We start from the raw sequence: 17678 nt of genomic DNA, 5'->3' as shown, positions 1-17678 counted from the left end.
TTATATCTCTCCCTGATTTAAAGGAATTCTAATTACTATTTCGGTTCCTTCATTTTCCTTACTTATAACCTCTAAATTTCCTCTATGCAAAGTTACTATTTCATCACTTATAGATAGACCTATTCCATTTTTTGATTTACTATTTTTCCCTTTATAAAATTTATCTTTTACCCTTGGTAAATCTTTGATACTTATTCCACTTCCGTTATCCTTTACTCTAAATACTAAATATCCTTCTTCAATTTTAGCATTTAAACTTATTTTTCCATTTTCTTCAGTAAACTTAAAAGCATTATCTATAACATTACTTAAAACCTGTTTAAGCCTATTTTCATCAAAATAACCTTTACCAATATTCTCATCTATACTTATACTAAACTCTTTACCTTCTCTTTCAGCTCTTGGCCTCATATAATTTTCAATATATTCTATAAAATCTTTTACCTTATGCTCTTTTATATTTAAGGAAATAACACCATTTATAAGCTTAGAAAAATCTAATAATTCTTCTACCATTTCAGTTAATCTATCACTTTCCTTTTCAATAATATCAAGTCCTAAAGCTACTGTATCCATATCACTACAATCATACTTTAATGTTATGACCCACCCCTTAATCGATGTTAAAGGTGTTCTTAATTCATGTGAAACTGAAGATATAAATTCATTTTTCAACTTTTCTCTCTTTTCAACTTCACACCCCATATAATTCAATGTTTTTGACAATTGAGCTATTTCAATATTATCAGTAACATCACTTCTAATGTTTAAATTTCCTTTTGCCATCTCCTTTGCAACAGCTGTTATCTTTTTTATTGGAGATACAATATCTTTAGCTATTATTAAACTCATTATTATTCCTAATGCTATTACAATTATTGAAATTACTAAAAATAGCTTACTAAAGGAATTTATTAATTTTTGTACTTCTTTTAGTGAAAAAATTATTCTAACTATACCTATGGTTTCATTTGGATTTATTTTTGATTTAATGGCTTTAGAAACTATCATTATTTTTTCATTATAATAGCTTACATTTCCAGTCCATACACCAACATCTCCTGCTTTAGCCTTTGTAATATCAGGCGTACTTAAAATTTCAGGATTTCTTATTCCATATGAATCCATTAATAATTTTCCATCTGAATCTAATATCTCTACTTGCTCTTGATTTGTACTCCAAAAAACATCCATATTTTCATATATATTATCTATTAATTTATTGTTAGAAAAGTATTTTTGATAAAAATTAATATACCCTTCTAACTGATTAACTAAAGTATCTTGAGTAGTTTTATAATAGTATCCTCTTAAACATAATAACGTTAATAAATCTAATATTAAAACTGTTAATATTATAACTATAAGAAAATTTTTTAACAGCTTACTTCGTATACTCTTCACACTCTTCGCCTCTCCATCTATATCCAAATCCCCATATTGTCTCTATATATCCTTCTTTAGATGAGTAGTCTTCTATTTTACTTCTAAGTCTTCTTATATTCACATCTATAATTTTAGAATCTGCAAAATAATCTTTTCCCCATATTAAATCTAATAATTCATCTCTTGAAAAGGCTCTATTAGGATTTTCTATAAATAATTTTATAATTGAATATTCTTTTGGCGTTAAATCAATCTCCTTATCACCCTTAAATATTTTTTTCCCATATGTATCCACAGTAAATATTCCATTTTTTAAAACCTTTTTTTCATCATTTACACCAATTCTTCTTAATATAGCCTTTATTCTAAGTAACAATTCCATTGGATTAAAAGGCTTTAGCATATAATCATCTGCACCATATTCAAGCCCCATTATTTTGTCCATATCTTGCCCCTTTGCAGTTAACATTATAATACCTACCTTCTCTTTTTTTTCTCTAACTCTCTTACAAACTTCAAACCCATCTATGCCTGGTAACATAACATCTAATATTATCAGAACTGGATCTTCTATATCTAATATCTTTAGCCCATCTTCACCATTATCAACTTCTAAAACCTCAAAGCCATTTCTCTTTAGGTTTATTTTTAAAAAACCTCTTATACTATCTTCATCTTCAATTATTAATATTTTTTTCATATACTTTCCTTTCAACTCTATAAAACTAATATTTATATTCTTTAAATCTACGAATAAAATACCGGATAAATATAATCATTCACCCAGTATATATTAACAACATTTCTACTTTAATGTCCTAAATTCATACCCTAAAGACTTTAAGTAATCTATAACTTCTTGTAATGATTGTGCTGTTGTTTTCTTTGCATTGGTATCATGCATCAATATAACTAATACATCATCATTTCCAGCTAAATCTCTTATAGTTCCTTTTAATCTATTTACTAATTGCTCAACACTTCTGTCATTCCCTTCAGCATCTCCATTCAACGCATTCCAATCTATACAACTATATCCATTTTCTTTAAGAAGCGGATCTAATGCTTTAGTATTCCATGACATATGACCTCCAGGCAATCTAATAACACTAGTTCTGAAATCGTCACCTAAAACAGACTTCATTGCATCCTCTGATTTTTTCATATCATTTATTACTACTGTTGGATTAGCAACTCTACTTGGATATAAAATACTATAATTATGACAATATCCATGATTTCCAATGGCGTGTCCTTCCATAACCATTTCTTTCAACAATTCCTTCTGTATATCGCTTTTTTCAACATTACTACCTAATACAAAAAAGGTAGCTTTTACATTATTAGATTTAAGAGTTTCTAATATTTCTTGAGTTACTTCAGTTGAAGGACCATCATCAAAAGTTAAATATGCAATCTTTTTTCCATCTTCCCTTAAATAATTCCATTTATTAAACATATTCTCTATTTCTTTAGCATTATCTGCATATAAATCATTTTCATAAGATGTATATACTAGGTTTTGCTTATTTGTATCAATATTAATATTTTCTCTATTCTGAGAATCTCCATAATTGCTTTCCTCATTAGTATCTAGGGAAACTTCATTATCAATAGAACTTCTATTTTGCTCAGATACATCTTCATTATCCTCATTATATAGTTTATTTCCGTTAGAATATTCCATCCCCAATATAAAAGTTAATAATAAAACTACTATTAAAGCACTATTTCTTATTATAATTTTATTTAATTTATACATTTTCAATTCCCCCTAGCTACTTCTTATATAGTTCTACACTTTATATTATACCTATATAGAGCTAAAATTAATTTACAAAAATGTTACAACAAAATTATAATTTATAGTAGTTGCTTAAATATTTTCTTAATTTGTTTTATTTTACTAAATATAATTGAAAAAGCCAAGCATTAGCTTGACTCTATAAAATCTCAAAATTCTAAATGTAGTTTATCTATATTTTTAATACCTCAACATTATTGGCAATTTTATTCCAATTATAATAACCATATAGGGAGTTTAATAAATTAGTAAGCTTCATAACTATTATAATAACTGCACTCTTATCACCAGATGCATATACCATTATCCACATTACTATTGATAAAGCATTCACTCCAACCCACATTAACCATTGCTCAGAAAATCTCATTAAATAAAGAATACTCGCCACAACAGAAACTACAGTTGTTAAAGAATCCATAAATGCTAAATTTCCACCTAATAAATTTAGTACCTTCGCATATAAAATTACACATAGTAATGTCCCCCCAAAAGATAGTACTATTAATTTACCAGACATAGCTTTAAAACGTATTTTACCATCATCATCTTTATTTTTATTCCATAAGTATATGGCTATAGCACTAACTGGAATGCTAAATAACATATTATACATTACTTCTCCATAAAGCTTTACTTCCATACATTGATATGAATATAATAAGCAATTAATAATTGCAAAATATAGTCCTGCTATCTTTCCTTTTGCACCTAAGACTAGGTTAAGACTTCCTGTTAAAGTCAGCACTAATAAAAATGCTGTATCACCATTTAAATACCAAATAACAGTCATAATTGTACATACTGTTATTAACCATAACTTTTCAAACATCGTCCAATCTGCGAAATAATTTTTAATTTTATTCATAATAGTGATTCCCCTCTTTGTATTTTAAATTTATCAAAACATTCTCTACTAAGTTTAGCCCCTTGTATTTGCACTACCTCTGCAGCCACCTTATTAGCTAATTTACATACATACACAAAATCATATCTAAGATTATCCTCCAAATAATTATCCTGATAACTATCTAAAAAAATGTCCTTTGAATCTACTAAAGAATATGCTGAAATAATTGCACCAATATGACTATCACCAGCCCCTATTGTATCTACAACATTCACATTTTCTCCTTTTATATGCACAATTTCTTGCCCATCATAAAATACTGTTCCTCTTTCACCAATTGTTACAAATACAATATTCTTAGTTAATTCATATAAAAATAAAATGCTATCATTAACATTATCCTTTTTAGTAAAATCCAAAGCTTCCTTTTCATTAAGATGTAATATTGGATTAGTTGAAAATATCTTTTTCATTGTATTTTTATCTATATCATTAATAACTGGACCTGGTGCAAAAAATATATTCTTATCCTTTTGATCTATTAACCAATCTGCTATTATATCATCCTTATCTTCACAAATCTGATAACCAGCCACATATATATTTTCATATTCACTCATATTTAATCTATTAAACCATTCCTCTTTATGAAATCCTTCAATACCCTTAACAGTAATAAATGTTCTCTCGCCATTATCTTCTACTAAACATAAACAATAGCCATTATCCATTTCTAAATCACTTATTAAAACATCATATCCATCTTCACTTAATGTTTTTCTTATTATATCTGCATACATTCCAGAGCCTATTGGCACAAATAAATCATGATCAACATTAAAACCTTTTAATATATTTGCAACATTATAAGCACATCCACCTACAGTTAATTTTCTTTCAGTACACAAAACATCTTCACCACTTTTGGGTAGATTAGGTATTTTCATAATAATATCTACTATTGCGGCTCCAAGTACTAAAGTTTTCACTTAATTGCAACTCCTTCCTTCCATTAAGATAGAAATATATCTTTGAAAATCAACATCATTTGCATTGTCTAAAACATCAATATACTCTTTCTTTATATAATTTACTCCCTTAAAGGCTCCACAAATTGCAGTTGCCATTGCTCCAATAGTATCAGTATCTCCTGCTAAGTTTGCACAAAGCAAAGAACATTTATTAGGATCCTGTGCATAATAAGCTATAGAAATTGCAGATGGAACAGATTCACTAATATTTACGCCAGCACCAACTATGTCATATAATTTTTCTAAAAATAGATCCTCATTATCCTTATATTTATTTGCTAAATAAATGCCTAATCTTATTCTTTCTGTTAATGATGGACTATAAGTTTCTGCACCTAACTTTCTAGCAATAGGCTCCATTTCAAAAATATCTTTTATAACAACTTCAAAATCAGTATTTTCAATAGCTGAACTAACAGCCACTGCTATCATAGCTGCTCCTGCAATTGATATATCACTAGTATGAGTTACTTCTGAAACTCCATAAACAAAGTTAGCTAACCTTTCTTTATCATCAGCATTAAAAAGACATCCTATTGGTGCAATTCTCATAGCTGATCCATTTGACAATGCCTTATCTGTAACTACTTTTGAATCTATTCCATCTCTAAAATTAGCTAATGCAACCTTTGAAGTAGGTCCTAAAATATTATTTTCAAATGCTTTTTCTTTTTCAGCCCATTTTAAAAGTCTTTCTGCAATATCCTTAGAGTTAGGCTCAAAATTTGTACTATTTAATGAATCTACTAATACAAGTGCTTGTCCAGTATCATCTGTAAATTGACCTTTTTTATAATTACAAGCTACACTATTTTCTTTAGGCCCATCTAATAAACCTTCAATTTTCCCAAAATATTTTCTTACCTTTTCCCTGCCCCATAGTTCTGAAGGCATTCCCATGGCATCTCCTAATGCCATTCCATATATAGCTCCCGCAATTTTATTTATCACTCTTACCACTCCTAACCTAACAGGCTCTATTAAATTTATACTCATTTATGTAATGTTATTGCAATACAATTGTATATACAGTTGTATTGTTATGTCAATATATAATTAATAATAAAAAAAATTAGTACTATAACACTTTATAGCACTAATTTTTTAAGTTTATTTCAAAAACCCCTGTTTAAAATTTAAATAAATGGATTATAGAAACGTCCACCATTTATTATTGTAGCAAATATAGCTATTACTAATATAAGACTAACTATAGCTATCGCTATATAATCCCCTTTTTTAAATGGTCTTCCATTATACCAAGTACGTTTTTTATTACTTCCAAATGCTCTAAGCTCCATAGCAGAACTTATAGTTTCTATTCTGTCTAAACTTGAAAATATTAACGGCATTAATATAGAAGCTGAATTTTTAATTCTTTTTGTTAATTTTTCTTTTTTAGACATATCTATTCCTCTAGCTTGTTGTGCAAATGATATATCTTGATAATCACGTTGAACATCAGGTATATATCTTAAAGCTATTGAAACCGAATATGCAACTTTATAACTTATACCTATCTTATTTAATGAAGCTGCAAACTCACTTGGATTAGTGGCAACCATAAATAATAATGCCATAGGTATTATTGAAAAATACTTTAAAGTTATATTAAACTGATAGAATAACTGCTCACTTGTTACAGTATATGGTCCTGCAATCTTAAATAGATCTGTTCTACTTCCATATATATTAACACCTTCATATGGTGAGAATATAAATATTGCTACATTATTTAATAATAAGAATATTAATATAAAGTAAAGAACAAATGAAACTTGTTTAAATTCTACCTTCGAAATCTTAAACACAATTATACTTACAACAAACATACCTAAAAGTACACGAGTATCATATGTAACCATGGAAGCTAAAGCCCAAATAATTAAAGCAATTAACTTTGACGCTCCTGTTAATCTATGAATAGGTGAATCTATATCTGAATATCCAATCATTGTACTCATATTCCTCTAATCCTCCTATCATAATCAATAAACTTTTTAACAAACATTCTTGGATTATCTAAATTAGCCTTTACAGCTAATTCATATAGTGATGTTTCCTTTAAGTTTGCTTTATTTATTACTTCTTCATCTGTAAGAACATTAGCTGCTATATCATCAGCTAATTTTATTCCATCAGATAATACAATTGCTCTGTTAGTATATTCAAGCATTAAATGCATATCATGAGTTATCATTATTATTGTTACACCTTTTTGATTCAATTCTTTTAAGAATTCCATAATCTCTGTATAATGTTTAAAGTCTTGCCCTGCTGTAGGCTCATCTAAAATAATAACTTCAGGATTTAATACTAAGATTGATGCAATTGTTACACGTTTCTTTTGCCCAAAACTTAATGCAGAAATCGGCCAATTACGGAATTCATATAAACCACAAATCTTTAATGTTTCAAAAACTCTATTTTTAATTTCCTCTTCAGAAATGCCTCTAATTTTAAGTCCTAAAGCTACCTCATCAAAAATCATAGTCTTTGATATCATTTGATTTGGATTTTGCATTACTATTCCTATTTTTTCTGCACGTTCTTTAATAGTATCATTAACTAAATCTCTACCATTAAATAATATTTTTCCTTCTGTTGGTTTATAAAATCCACATATTAACTTGGAAATAGTTGATTTACCGGCTCCATTTCTACCTACAATACTAACCATTTCACCCCTATTAACTTTAAAGGAAACACCATGTAATATTTCCTTTCCTGATTCATAGGAGAATTTTACATCTTTCATTTCAAGAATAGCTTCATTATTTACTTGTTGTTTATCTTCTATAGTATCTTCATACCACTCTTTTAATTTTTCTCTACAGCTATCTATATTTAATGTATCAATATGTTCTGGATGCATTTTAGGTATAATATTGCATCCTGCATATTTTAATGCTGTAATATATAGTGGTTCACGTATTCCTGTTTCAACTAATAGATTTGAACTTAATAACTCTTCTGGAGTTATATCAGCAGCTATTTTACCATTATCAACAACTATTATTCTATCTACTGGACAATGTAATACATCTTCTAATCTGTGTTCTATTATTAATATAGTCTTATTAGTTTTCTTTTGAATTTGATCTATTAGTTCAATAGCACTTTTCCCAGTTGCAGGATCTAAACTTGCAAGTGGCTCATCAAATAAAAGAATATCTACGTCACCTACCATAACACCAGCTAATGTTACACGTTGTTTTTGTCCTCCTGATAAACTATAAGGTGCAGAACTTAAATGAGTATCTATTCCTACAATTTCAGAAACAACTTTAACTTTTTCTTTCATTTCCTCTTGTGATACACAATCATTCTCTAACTTAAAAGCTATATCTTCAGCAACTGTTAACCCTATAAATTGACCATCTGGATCTTGAAGTACAGTCCCTACTGAGTTTGATAGTTCAAATATACTCATTTCCTTAGTTTCTTTCCCTTTAACTTTTAAGCTACCAGAAATTTCACCTTCATTGGAAAATGGTACAAGTCCATTTATACAATTTGAAAGAGTACTTTTCCCTGAGCCTGATGGTCCTACTATAAGTACTTTTTCTCCTTCATATATAGTTAAATTTATATTATTCAATGTTGGCTTTGCTTGAGCTCTGTATTGAAAAGTAAAATCCACGAACTCAATTACAGGTTTTTTCATAGCAAATCTCCTCGTCTTTTTGTATATAAACTTCAATGATATTAATCTATTTTTATTAATTACTTTAAAGCTTAATAGATTGTCTATTAAATACTTTTTCTAAGTTACTTAATTAAAATTTTATCATTAGCAAAATTTTTAATTAATAACCTCCATTAAAGATAATACTATATTTTTAATCATATGTATATTCTGAAAAAGATTTTATAATATAAAATCTTCTTTAATTATTAAAAATACCAGAGACTTAAAGACTCCGGTATTTAAAATAGATATTATTCTCTATCTAAGCTTCCTTTTTTAACTCTAGTCTTAGAATAAGTATATAATAATATAGTACCTAACACTCCAACTGTAATTGCATTTGAAGCTGCTGCTACAGCTCCTTGCGCATAAACTTTATTAGCTGGTTCTGCATATATAGCTATATCTAATGTTGGTGCAATTAAAAGCCATGCTATAGCATTAGCAATGATTTGGTAAATGTTAAAAATTATCATTTCCTTTTTATTAAATTCACCTTCATTAACCTTTAATTTTTCCCAAGCTAATCCTATAATAATACCAACAACTGCCGATGCAATAACCCAACTAAACCAAGGCGAACCATAAAACACTAAGTCTTTTAACGCATGTCCTATAAACCCAATAGCAACGCCTGCAAATGGTCCATATACTATTGCCATTAAAGCTAAAAATGCATAACATGTTTCAATATTAGTATTTGGTATTCCTGTAGGAATTGAACCAAAACGACCTAATATCATAAATACAGCTGCTCCTATACCAATTGCAACAATAGTCTTAATAGATAATTTATTACCCATTATGTCTCCTCCTTTTCATATACATTATGATTAATTAAATTTAATTTTATTCGTAAACTACTTTCGGAGCCTTTCTAATAGAAATTATCCAATTAGTTCCCGTTTGTATGTTATATGCTTTAGAGAATGAACCTTGATTTATAGCAACAGCTAAATTATCTAATGAATTAACATAAACTAAAGTTTCTCCAACATGAACATCTGCAAATGATTTTGCATATATCATTATATTTCTATAAACTTCTCTTGTATCATTTTTTATTGAAACTTCTACTCTATCTCCATAATTTATCCCTAAACTAGTAAATAATTCTCTACCAATATTTGTCCAAAGGCTACCAAATCTAACATCTAAAACATCGATTGTTCCAGTTACTATATCATTATTCTTACTTGATTCAACTACTGGTAATTCAATAATTTCATCAACTGGAATTTCTGGTCCAACTTGTTCAAAGTTTATAACCCCTGAAGCAAGTCTTGCACCCGTATATGCATATATATCTCTTCCATGGAATGTATAAGATGCTCCTGAATTAGGTAATCTATTTATAGTTTCATCTATTTCTCTAGCTTCTACAATTCCACACATACGCTTGATATGAGTAAGTGTTCCATTATCCGGTGTAATTATGTACTGACCTTTTACAGTCTTAACTGCTATACTCTTTCTATGTGATCCAACCCCTGGGTCTACTACAGAAACAAATACGCTTCCTTCTGGCCAATAAACTACAGTTTGAATTAGTCTATATGAAGCCTCCCAAATATTATACTGTGGTATTTCATGAGTTAAATCAAATAATTGTAATGTTTTATCTACAGAATATGCAACTCCATACATTGCACTAACTGCACCATCCGCTATACCAAAGTCTGATTGAAATATTAAAGCATTTTTCATAAAATAAGCCTCCTAAATATAATGTCATATTCCTAGTATAATGACGAACATTGTCTTAGTCAATCTTTTTTTTATTCGCTATTATGCGAATATTAATTTCATCCTCTTTTTTAGCAATACTTTAAAATTATACTTTTATATTAATTTATAGTCAATATCTTTATCTATATATTATGCAATTAAAAGGCAATAGGAAAAACTAATAAAATTTCTAAATTTTAATTTAATAATATAAAAACATAAAATGACTGTCTTTAATTACTTGGCCCTTATTTCACTTCTCTAAGGCTAATTAATTATAAGACAGTCATTTTTAATTTTATAGTGCGTGAGTTCCCTCACCTATATTACTTGTATAAAATGATGGTGTAATTCCTGTAACCTTTTGATACGCTACTGATACCTTTTCTTTAAATTCTTCAACTTTATTATCAATTACTAGAGCAATTGCACATCCACCAAACCCAGCACCTGTCATTCTAGATCCTATACAACCTTCTATCTTTAATGCTTCATGCACTAATGTATCAAGATGAAGACCTGTAACTTCATAATCATTTTCAAGAGACATGTGAGATGCTGTTAACAACTTACCAAATCCTAATATGTCATTATTCTTCAACATTTCCATACTATTTTTAACTCTTTCATTTTCAGTAACAACATGATTAGCTCTTCTTTTTAAAGTTTCATCATTAATAAATGATTCTATATCATCTATTGTTGCTTGACAAAGATTATCTAATTTTTCAGATTTATTTTCATTTATAATTTCAAGAGCCTTCTCACACTCTGCTCTTCTCTCATTATATTTTGAATCTGCAAGTTCTCTTCTCTTATTAGTACTCATTATAACTAAACTATATTCTCCTAAATTTAAAGGTGCATATTCATAATAAAGAGAGGCACAATCTAAAAGTATTGCATGATCTTTCTTTCCTACTGCAACTGCAAATTGGTCCATAATTCCACAGTTAACACCAACAAATTCATTTTCAACCTTTTGGCAAATCTTAGATACCTCAACTCTATCTATTTGCTCTGGATTTTCTAAATAAAGTATTATATATGCCATTAATACTTCAAGTGCTGCTGAAGATGAAAGCCCTGCTCCGTCTGGAATATTGCTATATAAAACTATATCCATTCCTGGTACTTTATGACCTAAATCCTTAAGTGCTTTTATAACTCCCTTTGGATAATTTCCCCAATCATCTTCTTTCTTATAAACTAATTCTTCCTCTAAATTAACTATTACTTCCCCAGCAACATTCTTTGATCTCATTCTTATTTTATTATCATCTCTTAATGATAAAGCTGCATAAATTCCAACTGTCAATGCTCCTGGAAACACAAATCCACCATTATAATCTATATGCTCACCAATTAAATTAACTCTTCCTGGAGATAAGAAAGTTTTTATATCTCTATTATCTACTCCATATTCATTTTTAAATAACTCTATCATTTTCTCTTTATTCATATTCTTTTTAAACCTCTCTACAAATCTATTATTTCTTAAATTATCATTTACATATATTAAAGCACTGTGCTTAAGAATTTTTCTAACCCAGCTTGTCCTTTTTCATTTCTCTTAAATACTCCAGCATCTTCAAGAACTTTTGCAAATATATTTCCTACTTCCTTCCTCAATAACTCTTTAGCTTCATCATAAGTTAATGAAGAATTTTCAGACATCATTTTTTCTATCCATGGTATATGCTTGTTGACTTCATCATTATTTTCTGCTTCTATTCTATTATAAATTAACTTACCACAAAGAATTTTAGCTATAGTATCTAATTCTTTTTCTAATCTTCCTGGTAAAACAGCAAGTCCCATAACTTCAATTAATCCTATATTTTCTTTCTTTATATGATGAAGCTCTTTATGAGGGTGGAATATACCATCTGGATGCTCTTCTGAAGTTCTATTATTTCTTAAAACTATGTCTAATTCAAAAGCCTCACCTTTTCTTCTTGCAATTGGAGTTACAGTATTATGTGGTGTATCTCCACTAAATGCTACTACTTCATTTTCTTCATCAGAATAATTTTTCCATGCTTCAAATATCTCCATAGCTAAATCTATAACACTATTTTTATTATTTCCTTTTATTCTAACTACAGACATTGGCCATTTAACAGTTCCAATTTCAAGATCTTTATATTTTTTACTTTCATAATATTTTTCTACAATAGCCTTTTCCATAGGGAATGCGTGTCTTCCCCCTTGATAATGATCATGAGTTAATATTGAACCACCTACAATAGGTAAATCTGCATTAGAACCTATAAAATAGTGTGGTAAAACCTCTGTAAATTCAACTAATCTTTCAATTGAGTCTCTTGTTAGTCTCATTGGTTCATGTTCTCCACTAAAAACTATACAATGCTCATTATAGTAAACATATGGGGAGTATTGTAAGAACCATTCTTTATTAGTTAATTTCATAGGAATAATTCTATGATTTTGTCTTGCTGGATGATTTATTCTTCCTGCATATCCTACGTTTTCTTTACAAAGTAGACACTTTGGATATGTTGCTTGTTTCATAAGTTTTGCTTTAGCAATTTCCTTTGGATCTTTTTCTGGTTTTGATAAGTTAACAGTAATCTCCAAATCACCATATTCAGTTGTAGCTGGCCACCAAAGATTTTTAGCTATTCTCTCAGTCATTATATAATTTGAAGCTTTGCTCAAATCATAAAACCACTCTGTAGCTTTTTCCTTTGATTCATTTTCATATTTATCATAAAAAGTTTTAACAACTTCACCTTCTCTTGGCATCAACAATCCCATTATCTTTGCATCAAATAAATCTCTGAAAGTAATCGTATTTTCCTCTATTAATCCTGTTTCAGCTGCATAATCTAAAATATTATTTAATATTTTAACTACACTATCTTCTACCTCCCCTTCTACTTCTCCTTCAAAAGGTGCTTCTACTTTTAATAAGTCCATCAATGCATTTCTAGTTGGAATTACATCCCATTTAGAAATCATCTCCTTTTTTAAAGCAAATTTTAAAAGCCTTTCAATTTCATACCCAATCTTACTCATAATCTTCACCATCCACTCTTAATTTAATACTATTTAAAATATATTTTAAATTTAATACTATATCTTACTTTATATTCTTATAGCTAAATATCTCTTGAATAACTAATGTTGCTGCACCAACTACAGCAGCATCTCTACCTAATAAGCTTCTAATTATTCTTACATTTTCACTTGATAATTTAAGCCCTCTGTTTTTAACTATTTCACTTAAGGTTTCAATAGTATGTGTTGTATTTTCAAATATCTCTCCAACAACAACTATTGCTGTAGGATTTAATATATTTATTAAATTTGTAATAGCTATCCCAATGTATCTAGCTGCTTCCTTTAGTATTGTTATAGATAGCTCATCACCATCATTGGCTGCTTTACAGATATCTTCTATCGATAAATCGTTTATATCATCTATAGCTTTACTAAGGGAACTATTTACGCCTTGCTTTATAAGTTTAATAGCCTTTCTGGTTATATTGTTATTAGATGCAACAGTTTCAAGACAACCATAATTTCCACAATTACATTTATCACCATCTGCTTCTACTACTATATGACCTATTTCTCCTGCACTAAAATCAACTCCATAATAAGGCATATTATTTATAATTATCCCTGCTCCTATACCATTTGATATATTTAAAGTCACAAAGTTAGCTATATCCTTTGTTGCACCAAACCAACTTTCGCCTAACGACATTGCTCTTACATCATTATCTACATATACAGTTAAGTCTAGTGCTTCTTCTAACTTTTCTTTTATATCTCTGTTTTTCCAACCATAATATAAAGCATGTATAGATATTCCAGTTTTTGCATTAACTATACCATGTAAAGCTACACCTACTCCTAATATCTTCTCTTTATCTATTTTGCTGGATTTCACCACTTCATTAATTAAATTAACTAACTTCTTAAGTACTAAATCATAATCATATCTTTCCTCTTCTATTCTCATTGACCTCTTTATTATTATACTAGCTGAAAGATTAGTTATAACTACATCTATTACCCCAACTCCTATACCTACACCTACTACATATCTAGCATCTGGATTAAACTCTAATATTATTGGTGGTCTCCCTCCACTAGATTCCCCTATCTTGCTTTCTATAAGAAAATTATCTTCAATTAAAAATTTTGTTATATTGGTAACACTAGCAGGAGTCAAACCTGTTAATTTAGCGATTTCTGCACGTGATAGGCTTCCATTGTCTTTTATAATTTTAAGTACAGCTGAAACATTTAATTGTTTCATTAACTCAAAACTACCTCTTAATATTTTACTCATCTTATCACTTCTTTATTAATTATTTTAATAAAGTCTACAAAAAAATTTTTTCTCTTTTTTAAAGACTTTTGAAATTGTTTTCTTAATTTAATGTTATCATATCTTTATTTTTTGTCAATATATTTTAAGTTAACTTACTATAAAAGCTAGTACAAAATTTATACTAGCTTCCTCTTTTCTCTTATTAATCTAAAATTATTATTTAATAACCTTGTATATTTTAAAAGACAATTTATTTAACTTTATTTCTCTTAAGTCTTCAACACTTCCTGTAATTAAATTTACTGCTTTTAATTCTGAATTTATATTTACTAAAGTATTCTCATCTCCATTGTTAAATATACATAGAATTTCTTCACTACCTAAAACTCTTTTAAAAGCTATAATATTATTTTTACAATAAACCTCTTCAAAATCCCCATTTATAAAAACCTTATCACTTTTTCTAATATTAATTATATTTTTATAAAAATTAAATAATTCTCTATTTTGCCTTTTTTCTTCCCAAATCATACATTTTCTATTTTCAGGATCATCTCCCCCATCTAGTCCAACTTCATCTCCATAATATATATATGGAACACCTATATATGAGAATTGATATGCTATAGCAAGTTTTATTCTATTAATATTTCCATCACATTCATTATAAATTCTTTTTGTATCATGGCTTCCTATTAAATTCCACATTTGCTTAGTTATACTATCCATATATAATACTCTATTTTCTGCCATTATATCTAGAAACTCTCTTCCACTTATAATCCCTTTAGCAAAAAAATCTATAATAGCATTTTTAAAAGGATAATTCATTATTCCATCTAACTGGTCTCCCTTTAAAAAAGAATTAGCTTCATGCATTATCTCTCCAATTATTATTGCATCACTTTTAACATCCTTAACTCGTTTTCTAAACTCTCTCCAAAATTCATGTCCAACTTCATCACAAACATCAAGTCTCCATCCATCTATTCCAATTTCCTTAATCCAAAACTCTCCTACCTTTAATAAATACTCTCTTACTTCTTTATTATTAGTATTAAGCTTAGGCATATTATCACAGCCATTAGCAAAAGTATAGTACTTATTTTTCGATTTCTTCACTGGCCATGTATCTACAAAATACCATTCTTTATATTTCGATTCTTGTTGATTTTCTATCAAATCTTTAAAAGCAAAAAAATCTGATCCTGAATGATTGAACACAGCATCAAAAACTATTTTAATTCCTAAGTTATGTGCCTTTTCTACCAGTTCTTTTGCTTCTTCTAATGTTCCAAACTGATGATCTATATTAAAATAATCTTCAGTATTATACTTATGATTAGTATCAGATTTAAATATAGGTGTAAGATAAATTAAATTAACACCTAATTCTTCTAAATAAGGTAACTTCTCTATTATCCCACGTAAGTCTCCACCATAAATACTTCTTCTATGAACTTTACCTTCTCCCCATTGACCAGTTCCCTCAAGATTTATTAAGGGATTTCCATTATAGAACCTATCAGGAAATATTTGATATACAATAGCTTCTTGTAACCACTTAATTTCTTTATACAAATCTTCTTCTGCTATATAAGGAAACTGAAAAGAATTCATATCATTATACTTAAACTCTGGATTTACAAATCCTCTTTCATTATATTTAAAGCTTTCTCCATTCATATCAATAAATTCAAAATAATATCTATATCTATTTCTAAAAACTGATATTTCTGTTTGATAATATGTGAAAAGTTCCGTTTCTGCAACTACATTCATAACTTTTTTATTATATGAATTTTCCCAATCATATCTATCTTTATAATAAATATAACATTCCTTAACATCATTTTTCGCTACTCTAACTCTTACAACCAAAGTATCCTTATCTTTTCCATAAGAATAAGGAGTATCTAAAATATGAAAAACAGCATATTTATTCATAAACTTCACCTCTATTTTTAAAACATTTATATAATTTATTATAAAAATTTTTCATACTCTTGATTGTATATTTATAATATAATATATATATAATTAATATGATTTTCTATATTATGGGGGGGTAATTGTTATGTATGAAAGTTTTATTTCTGACTTAAATATTTTTAGTAATGAATTTTCTTCTTTTATTGACACTAGTAATAGACCTGCTATTCTTCATAAAATTAAACAAAAACATATTGGCGAATTAGAAGATGAGTTAAATATAGAAGATAAAAAAATTGATTTATATATATGGAATGCAATATTCTCTAAAGAAATTATAAGACATGGTATTTCTAAGAAATATCTTCATACTCTTTATAATGAATATTATGTTAAAATCCCAACTCTTAATGATTTAAAATCTCTTCAAGAATTAGAAATAGAAATGGCTGAAGCCTACCTTGAGTTTTTAATTAGTGATATAGAAGTTAAGGACAACTTTATAGTAAACAAACTTCTTCAGCACCTTCATATGAATATTGAAAGTTTTATGTCTCTTGAAAAAATATCTGAACATCTTGGAATAACACCTGAATATGCATCAACTTGTTTTAAAAAACATATGGGAATATCTCTTATGAAATATTCTAAGAAAATTAAAATAGACAGAGCTAAGGTTTTATTACTTACAACAAATAAAAGCATCCTTGATATATCAATATCATTAGGGTTTTATGATCAAAGCCATTTCTCAAAAACCTTTAAAGCATTTGAAGGTATGTCTCCCTCCAAATTCCGCAACACACATTATAACTAAATTGTTCGTTAGAGCTTGAATGCCGTGATGCCGAAAAAATTGATTATATAATCTCCAGGAAGGAATATAATTTCACTAAGAATTTATATTATTATTTCCATAAAATCTACTAAAGCTTCGAAGCTCCTAA

At 28.2% G+C, this 17678-nt stretch carries 15 protein-coding genes; 1 reads left to right on the top strand and 14 read right to left on the bottom strand.

The features are described 5' to 3' along the window. From Q0Y03_RS04875 to Q0Y03_RS04810, 14 genes are all read right to left on the bottom strand, one after another. A complete protein-coding gene (locus Q0Y03_RS04875; RefSeq protein ID WP_297712715.1) occupies positions 1–1404 on the bottom strand; it encodes a HAMP domain-containing sensor histidine kinase in 1404 nt (467 codons plus the stop codon). Then, positions 1385–2086 carry a response regulator transcription factor gene (locus Q0Y03_RS04870; protein WP_297712714.1) on the bottom strand — a complete coding sequence of 234 codons (702 nt, stop codon included), beginning with the start codon at positions 2084–2086 and terminating at the stop codon, positions 1385–1387. Before Q0Y03_RS04870 ends, Q0Y03_RS04875 begins: the two co-directional genes overlap by 20 nt. A 105-nt stretch (positions 2087–2191) precedes the next feature. After that, a complete protein-coding gene (locus tag Q0Y03_RS04865) occupies positions 2192–3148 on the bottom strand; it encodes a polysaccharide deacetylase family protein (RefSeq protein WP_297712713.1) in 957 nt (318 codons plus the stop codon). Positions 3149–3362: 214 nt separating this feature from the next. Next, positions 3363–4058: a nicotinamide riboside transporter PnuC gene (gene pnuC / locus Q0Y03_RS04860; RefSeq protein WP_297712711.1), complete on the bottom strand. Its 696-nt coding sequence runs from the start codon at positions 4056–4058 to the stop codon at positions 3363–3365. Next, positions 4055–5029, bottom strand: coding sequence for a PfkB family carbohydrate kinase (locus tag Q0Y03_RS04855; protein WP_297712710.1), 975 nt, complete (start codon positions 5027–5029; stop codon positions 4055–4057). The genes pnuC and Q0Y03_RS04855 overlap by 4 nt, the downstream gene beginning before the upstream one ends. Next, entirely contained in the window at positions 5030–6022 is a 993-nt protein-coding gene (locus tag Q0Y03_RS04850; RefSeq protein WP_297712709.1) for an ADP-ribosylglycohydrolase family protein, read from the bottom strand. A gap of 185 nt (positions 6023–6207) precedes the next feature. After that, on the bottom strand, positions 6208–7035 hold the full coding sequence (locus tag Q0Y03_RS04845; protein WP_297712708.1) for an energy-coupling factor transporter transmembrane component T: 828 nt from the start codon (positions 7033–7035) through the stop codon (positions 6208–6210). Continuing rightward, positions 7032–8738, bottom strand: coding sequence for an ABC transporter ATP-binding protein (locus Q0Y03_RS04840; protein WP_297712707.1), 1707 nt, complete (start codon positions 8736–8738; stop codon positions 7032–7034). Before Q0Y03_RS04840 ends, Q0Y03_RS04845 begins: the two co-directional genes overlap by 4 nt. A 275-nt stretch (positions 8739–9013) precedes the next feature. Then, a complete protein-coding gene (locus tag Q0Y03_RS04835; protein ID WP_297712705.1) occupies positions 9014–9565 on the bottom strand; it encodes an ECF-type riboflavin transporter substrate-binding protein in 552 nt (183 codons plus the stop codon). 46 nt (positions 9566–9611) lie between these two features. After that, positions 9612–10469: an S-adenosyl-l-methionine hydroxide adenosyltransferase family protein gene (locus Q0Y03_RS04830; protein ID WP_297712704.1), complete on the bottom strand. Its 858-nt coding sequence runs from the start codon at positions 10467–10469 to the stop codon at positions 9612–9614. Positions 10470–10788: 319 nt separating this feature from the next. After that, positions 10789–11952 (bottom strand): galactokinase, encoded by a 1164-nt coding sequence (locus Q0Y03_RS04825; RefSeq protein ID WP_297712702.1) that lies wholly within the window; start codon positions 11950–11952, stop codon positions 10789–10791. A 56-nt stretch (positions 11953–12008) separates the two neighbouring features. After that, positions 12009–13532 carry a UDP-glucose--hexose-1-phosphate uridylyltransferase gene (gene galT, locus Q0Y03_RS04820; protein WP_297712701.1) on the bottom strand — a complete coding sequence of 508 codons (1524 nt, stop codon included), beginning with the start codon at positions 13530–13532 and terminating at the stop codon, positions 12009–12011. A gap of 64 nt (positions 13533–13596) precedes the next feature. After that, on the bottom strand, positions 13597–14817 hold the full coding sequence (locus Q0Y03_RS04815) for an ROK family transcriptional regulator (RefSeq protein ID WP_297712700.1): 1221 nt from the start codon (positions 14815–14817) through the stop codon (positions 13597–13599). 198 nt (positions 14818–15015) lie between these two features. Beyond that, the gene (locus Q0Y03_RS04810; protein ID WP_297712699.1) at positions 15016–16746 is read right to left on the bottom strand and encodes a glycoside hydrolase family 13 protein; all 1731 of its coding nucleotides are present in this window, start codon (positions 16744–16746) and stop codon (positions 15016–15018) included. 130 nt (positions 16747–16876) lie between these two features. Here Q0Y03_RS04810 and Q0Y03_RS04805 point away from each other — a divergent pair, with 130 nt between their 5' ends. Next, positions 16877–17548 carry a helix-turn-helix transcriptional regulator gene (locus Q0Y03_RS04805; RefSeq protein WP_297712698.1) on the top strand — a complete coding sequence of 224 codons (672 nt, stop codon included), beginning with the start codon at positions 16877–16879 and terminating at the stop codon, positions 17546–17548. Positions 17549–17678 lie beyond the last annotated feature (130 nt).

The sequence above is a fragment of the Clostridium sp. genome (assembly GCF_026168755.1).
GTDB lineage: Bacteria > Bacillota > Clostridia > Clostridiales > Clostridiaceae > Clostridium.
The sequence above is the reverse complement of the archived record's forward strand: the minus strand, read 5'-3'. Positions and strand labels throughout refer to the sequence as shown.

What these genes read in the sequence shown, in the direction of transcription:
- Q0Y03_RS04870 (WP_297712714.1), bottom strand. Translation starts at nt 2,086, where the DNA reads ATGAAAAAAATATTAATAATTGAAGATGAAGATAGTATAAGAGGTTTT.
- Q0Y03_RS04865 (WP_297712713.1), bottom strand. Translation starts at nt 3,148, where the DNA reads ATGTATAAATTAAATAAAATTATAATAAGAAATAGTGCTTTAATAGTA.
- pnuC (WP_297712711.1), bottom strand. Translation starts at nt 4,058, where the DNA reads ATGAATAAAATTAAAAATTATTTCGCAGATTGGACGATGTTTGAAAAG.
- Q0Y03_RS04845 (WP_297712708.1), bottom strand. Translation starts at nt 7,035, where the DNA reads ATGAGTACAATGATTGGATATTCAGATATAGATTCACCTATTCATAGA.
- Q0Y03_RS04840 (WP_297712707.1), bottom strand. Translation starts at nt 8,738, where the DNA reads ATGAAAAAACCTGTAATTGAGTTCGTGGATTTTACTTTTCAATACAGA.
- Q0Y03_RS04835 (WP_297712705.1), bottom strand. Translation starts at nt 9,565, where the DNA reads ATGGGTAATAAATTATCTATTAAGACTATTGTTGCAATTGGTATAGGA.
- Q0Y03_RS04830 (WP_297712704.1), bottom strand. Translation starts at nt 10,469, where the DNA reads ATGAAAAATGCTTTAATATTTCAATCAGACTTTGGTATAGCGGATGGT.
- Q0Y03_RS04825 (WP_297712702.1), bottom strand. Translation starts at nt 11,952, where the DNA reads ATGAATAAAGAGAAAATGATAGAGTTATTTAAAAATGAATATGGAGTA.
- galT (WP_297712701.1), bottom strand. Translation starts at nt 13,532, where the DNA reads ATGAGTAAGATTGGGTATGAAATTGAAAGGCTTTTAAAATTTGCTTTA.
- Q0Y03_RS04815 (WP_297712700.1), bottom strand. Translation starts at nt 14,817, where the DNA reads ATGAGTAAAATATTAAGAGGTAGTTTTGAGTTAATGAAACAATTAAAT.
- Q0Y03_RS04810 (WP_297712699.1), bottom strand. Translation starts at nt 16,746, where the DNA reads ATGAATAAATATGCTGTTTTTCATATTTTAGATACTCCTTATTCTTAT.
- Q0Y03_RS04805 (WP_297712698.1), top strand. Translation starts at nt 16,877, where the DNA reads ATGTATGAAAGTTTTATTTCTGACTTAAATATTTTTAGTAATGAATTT.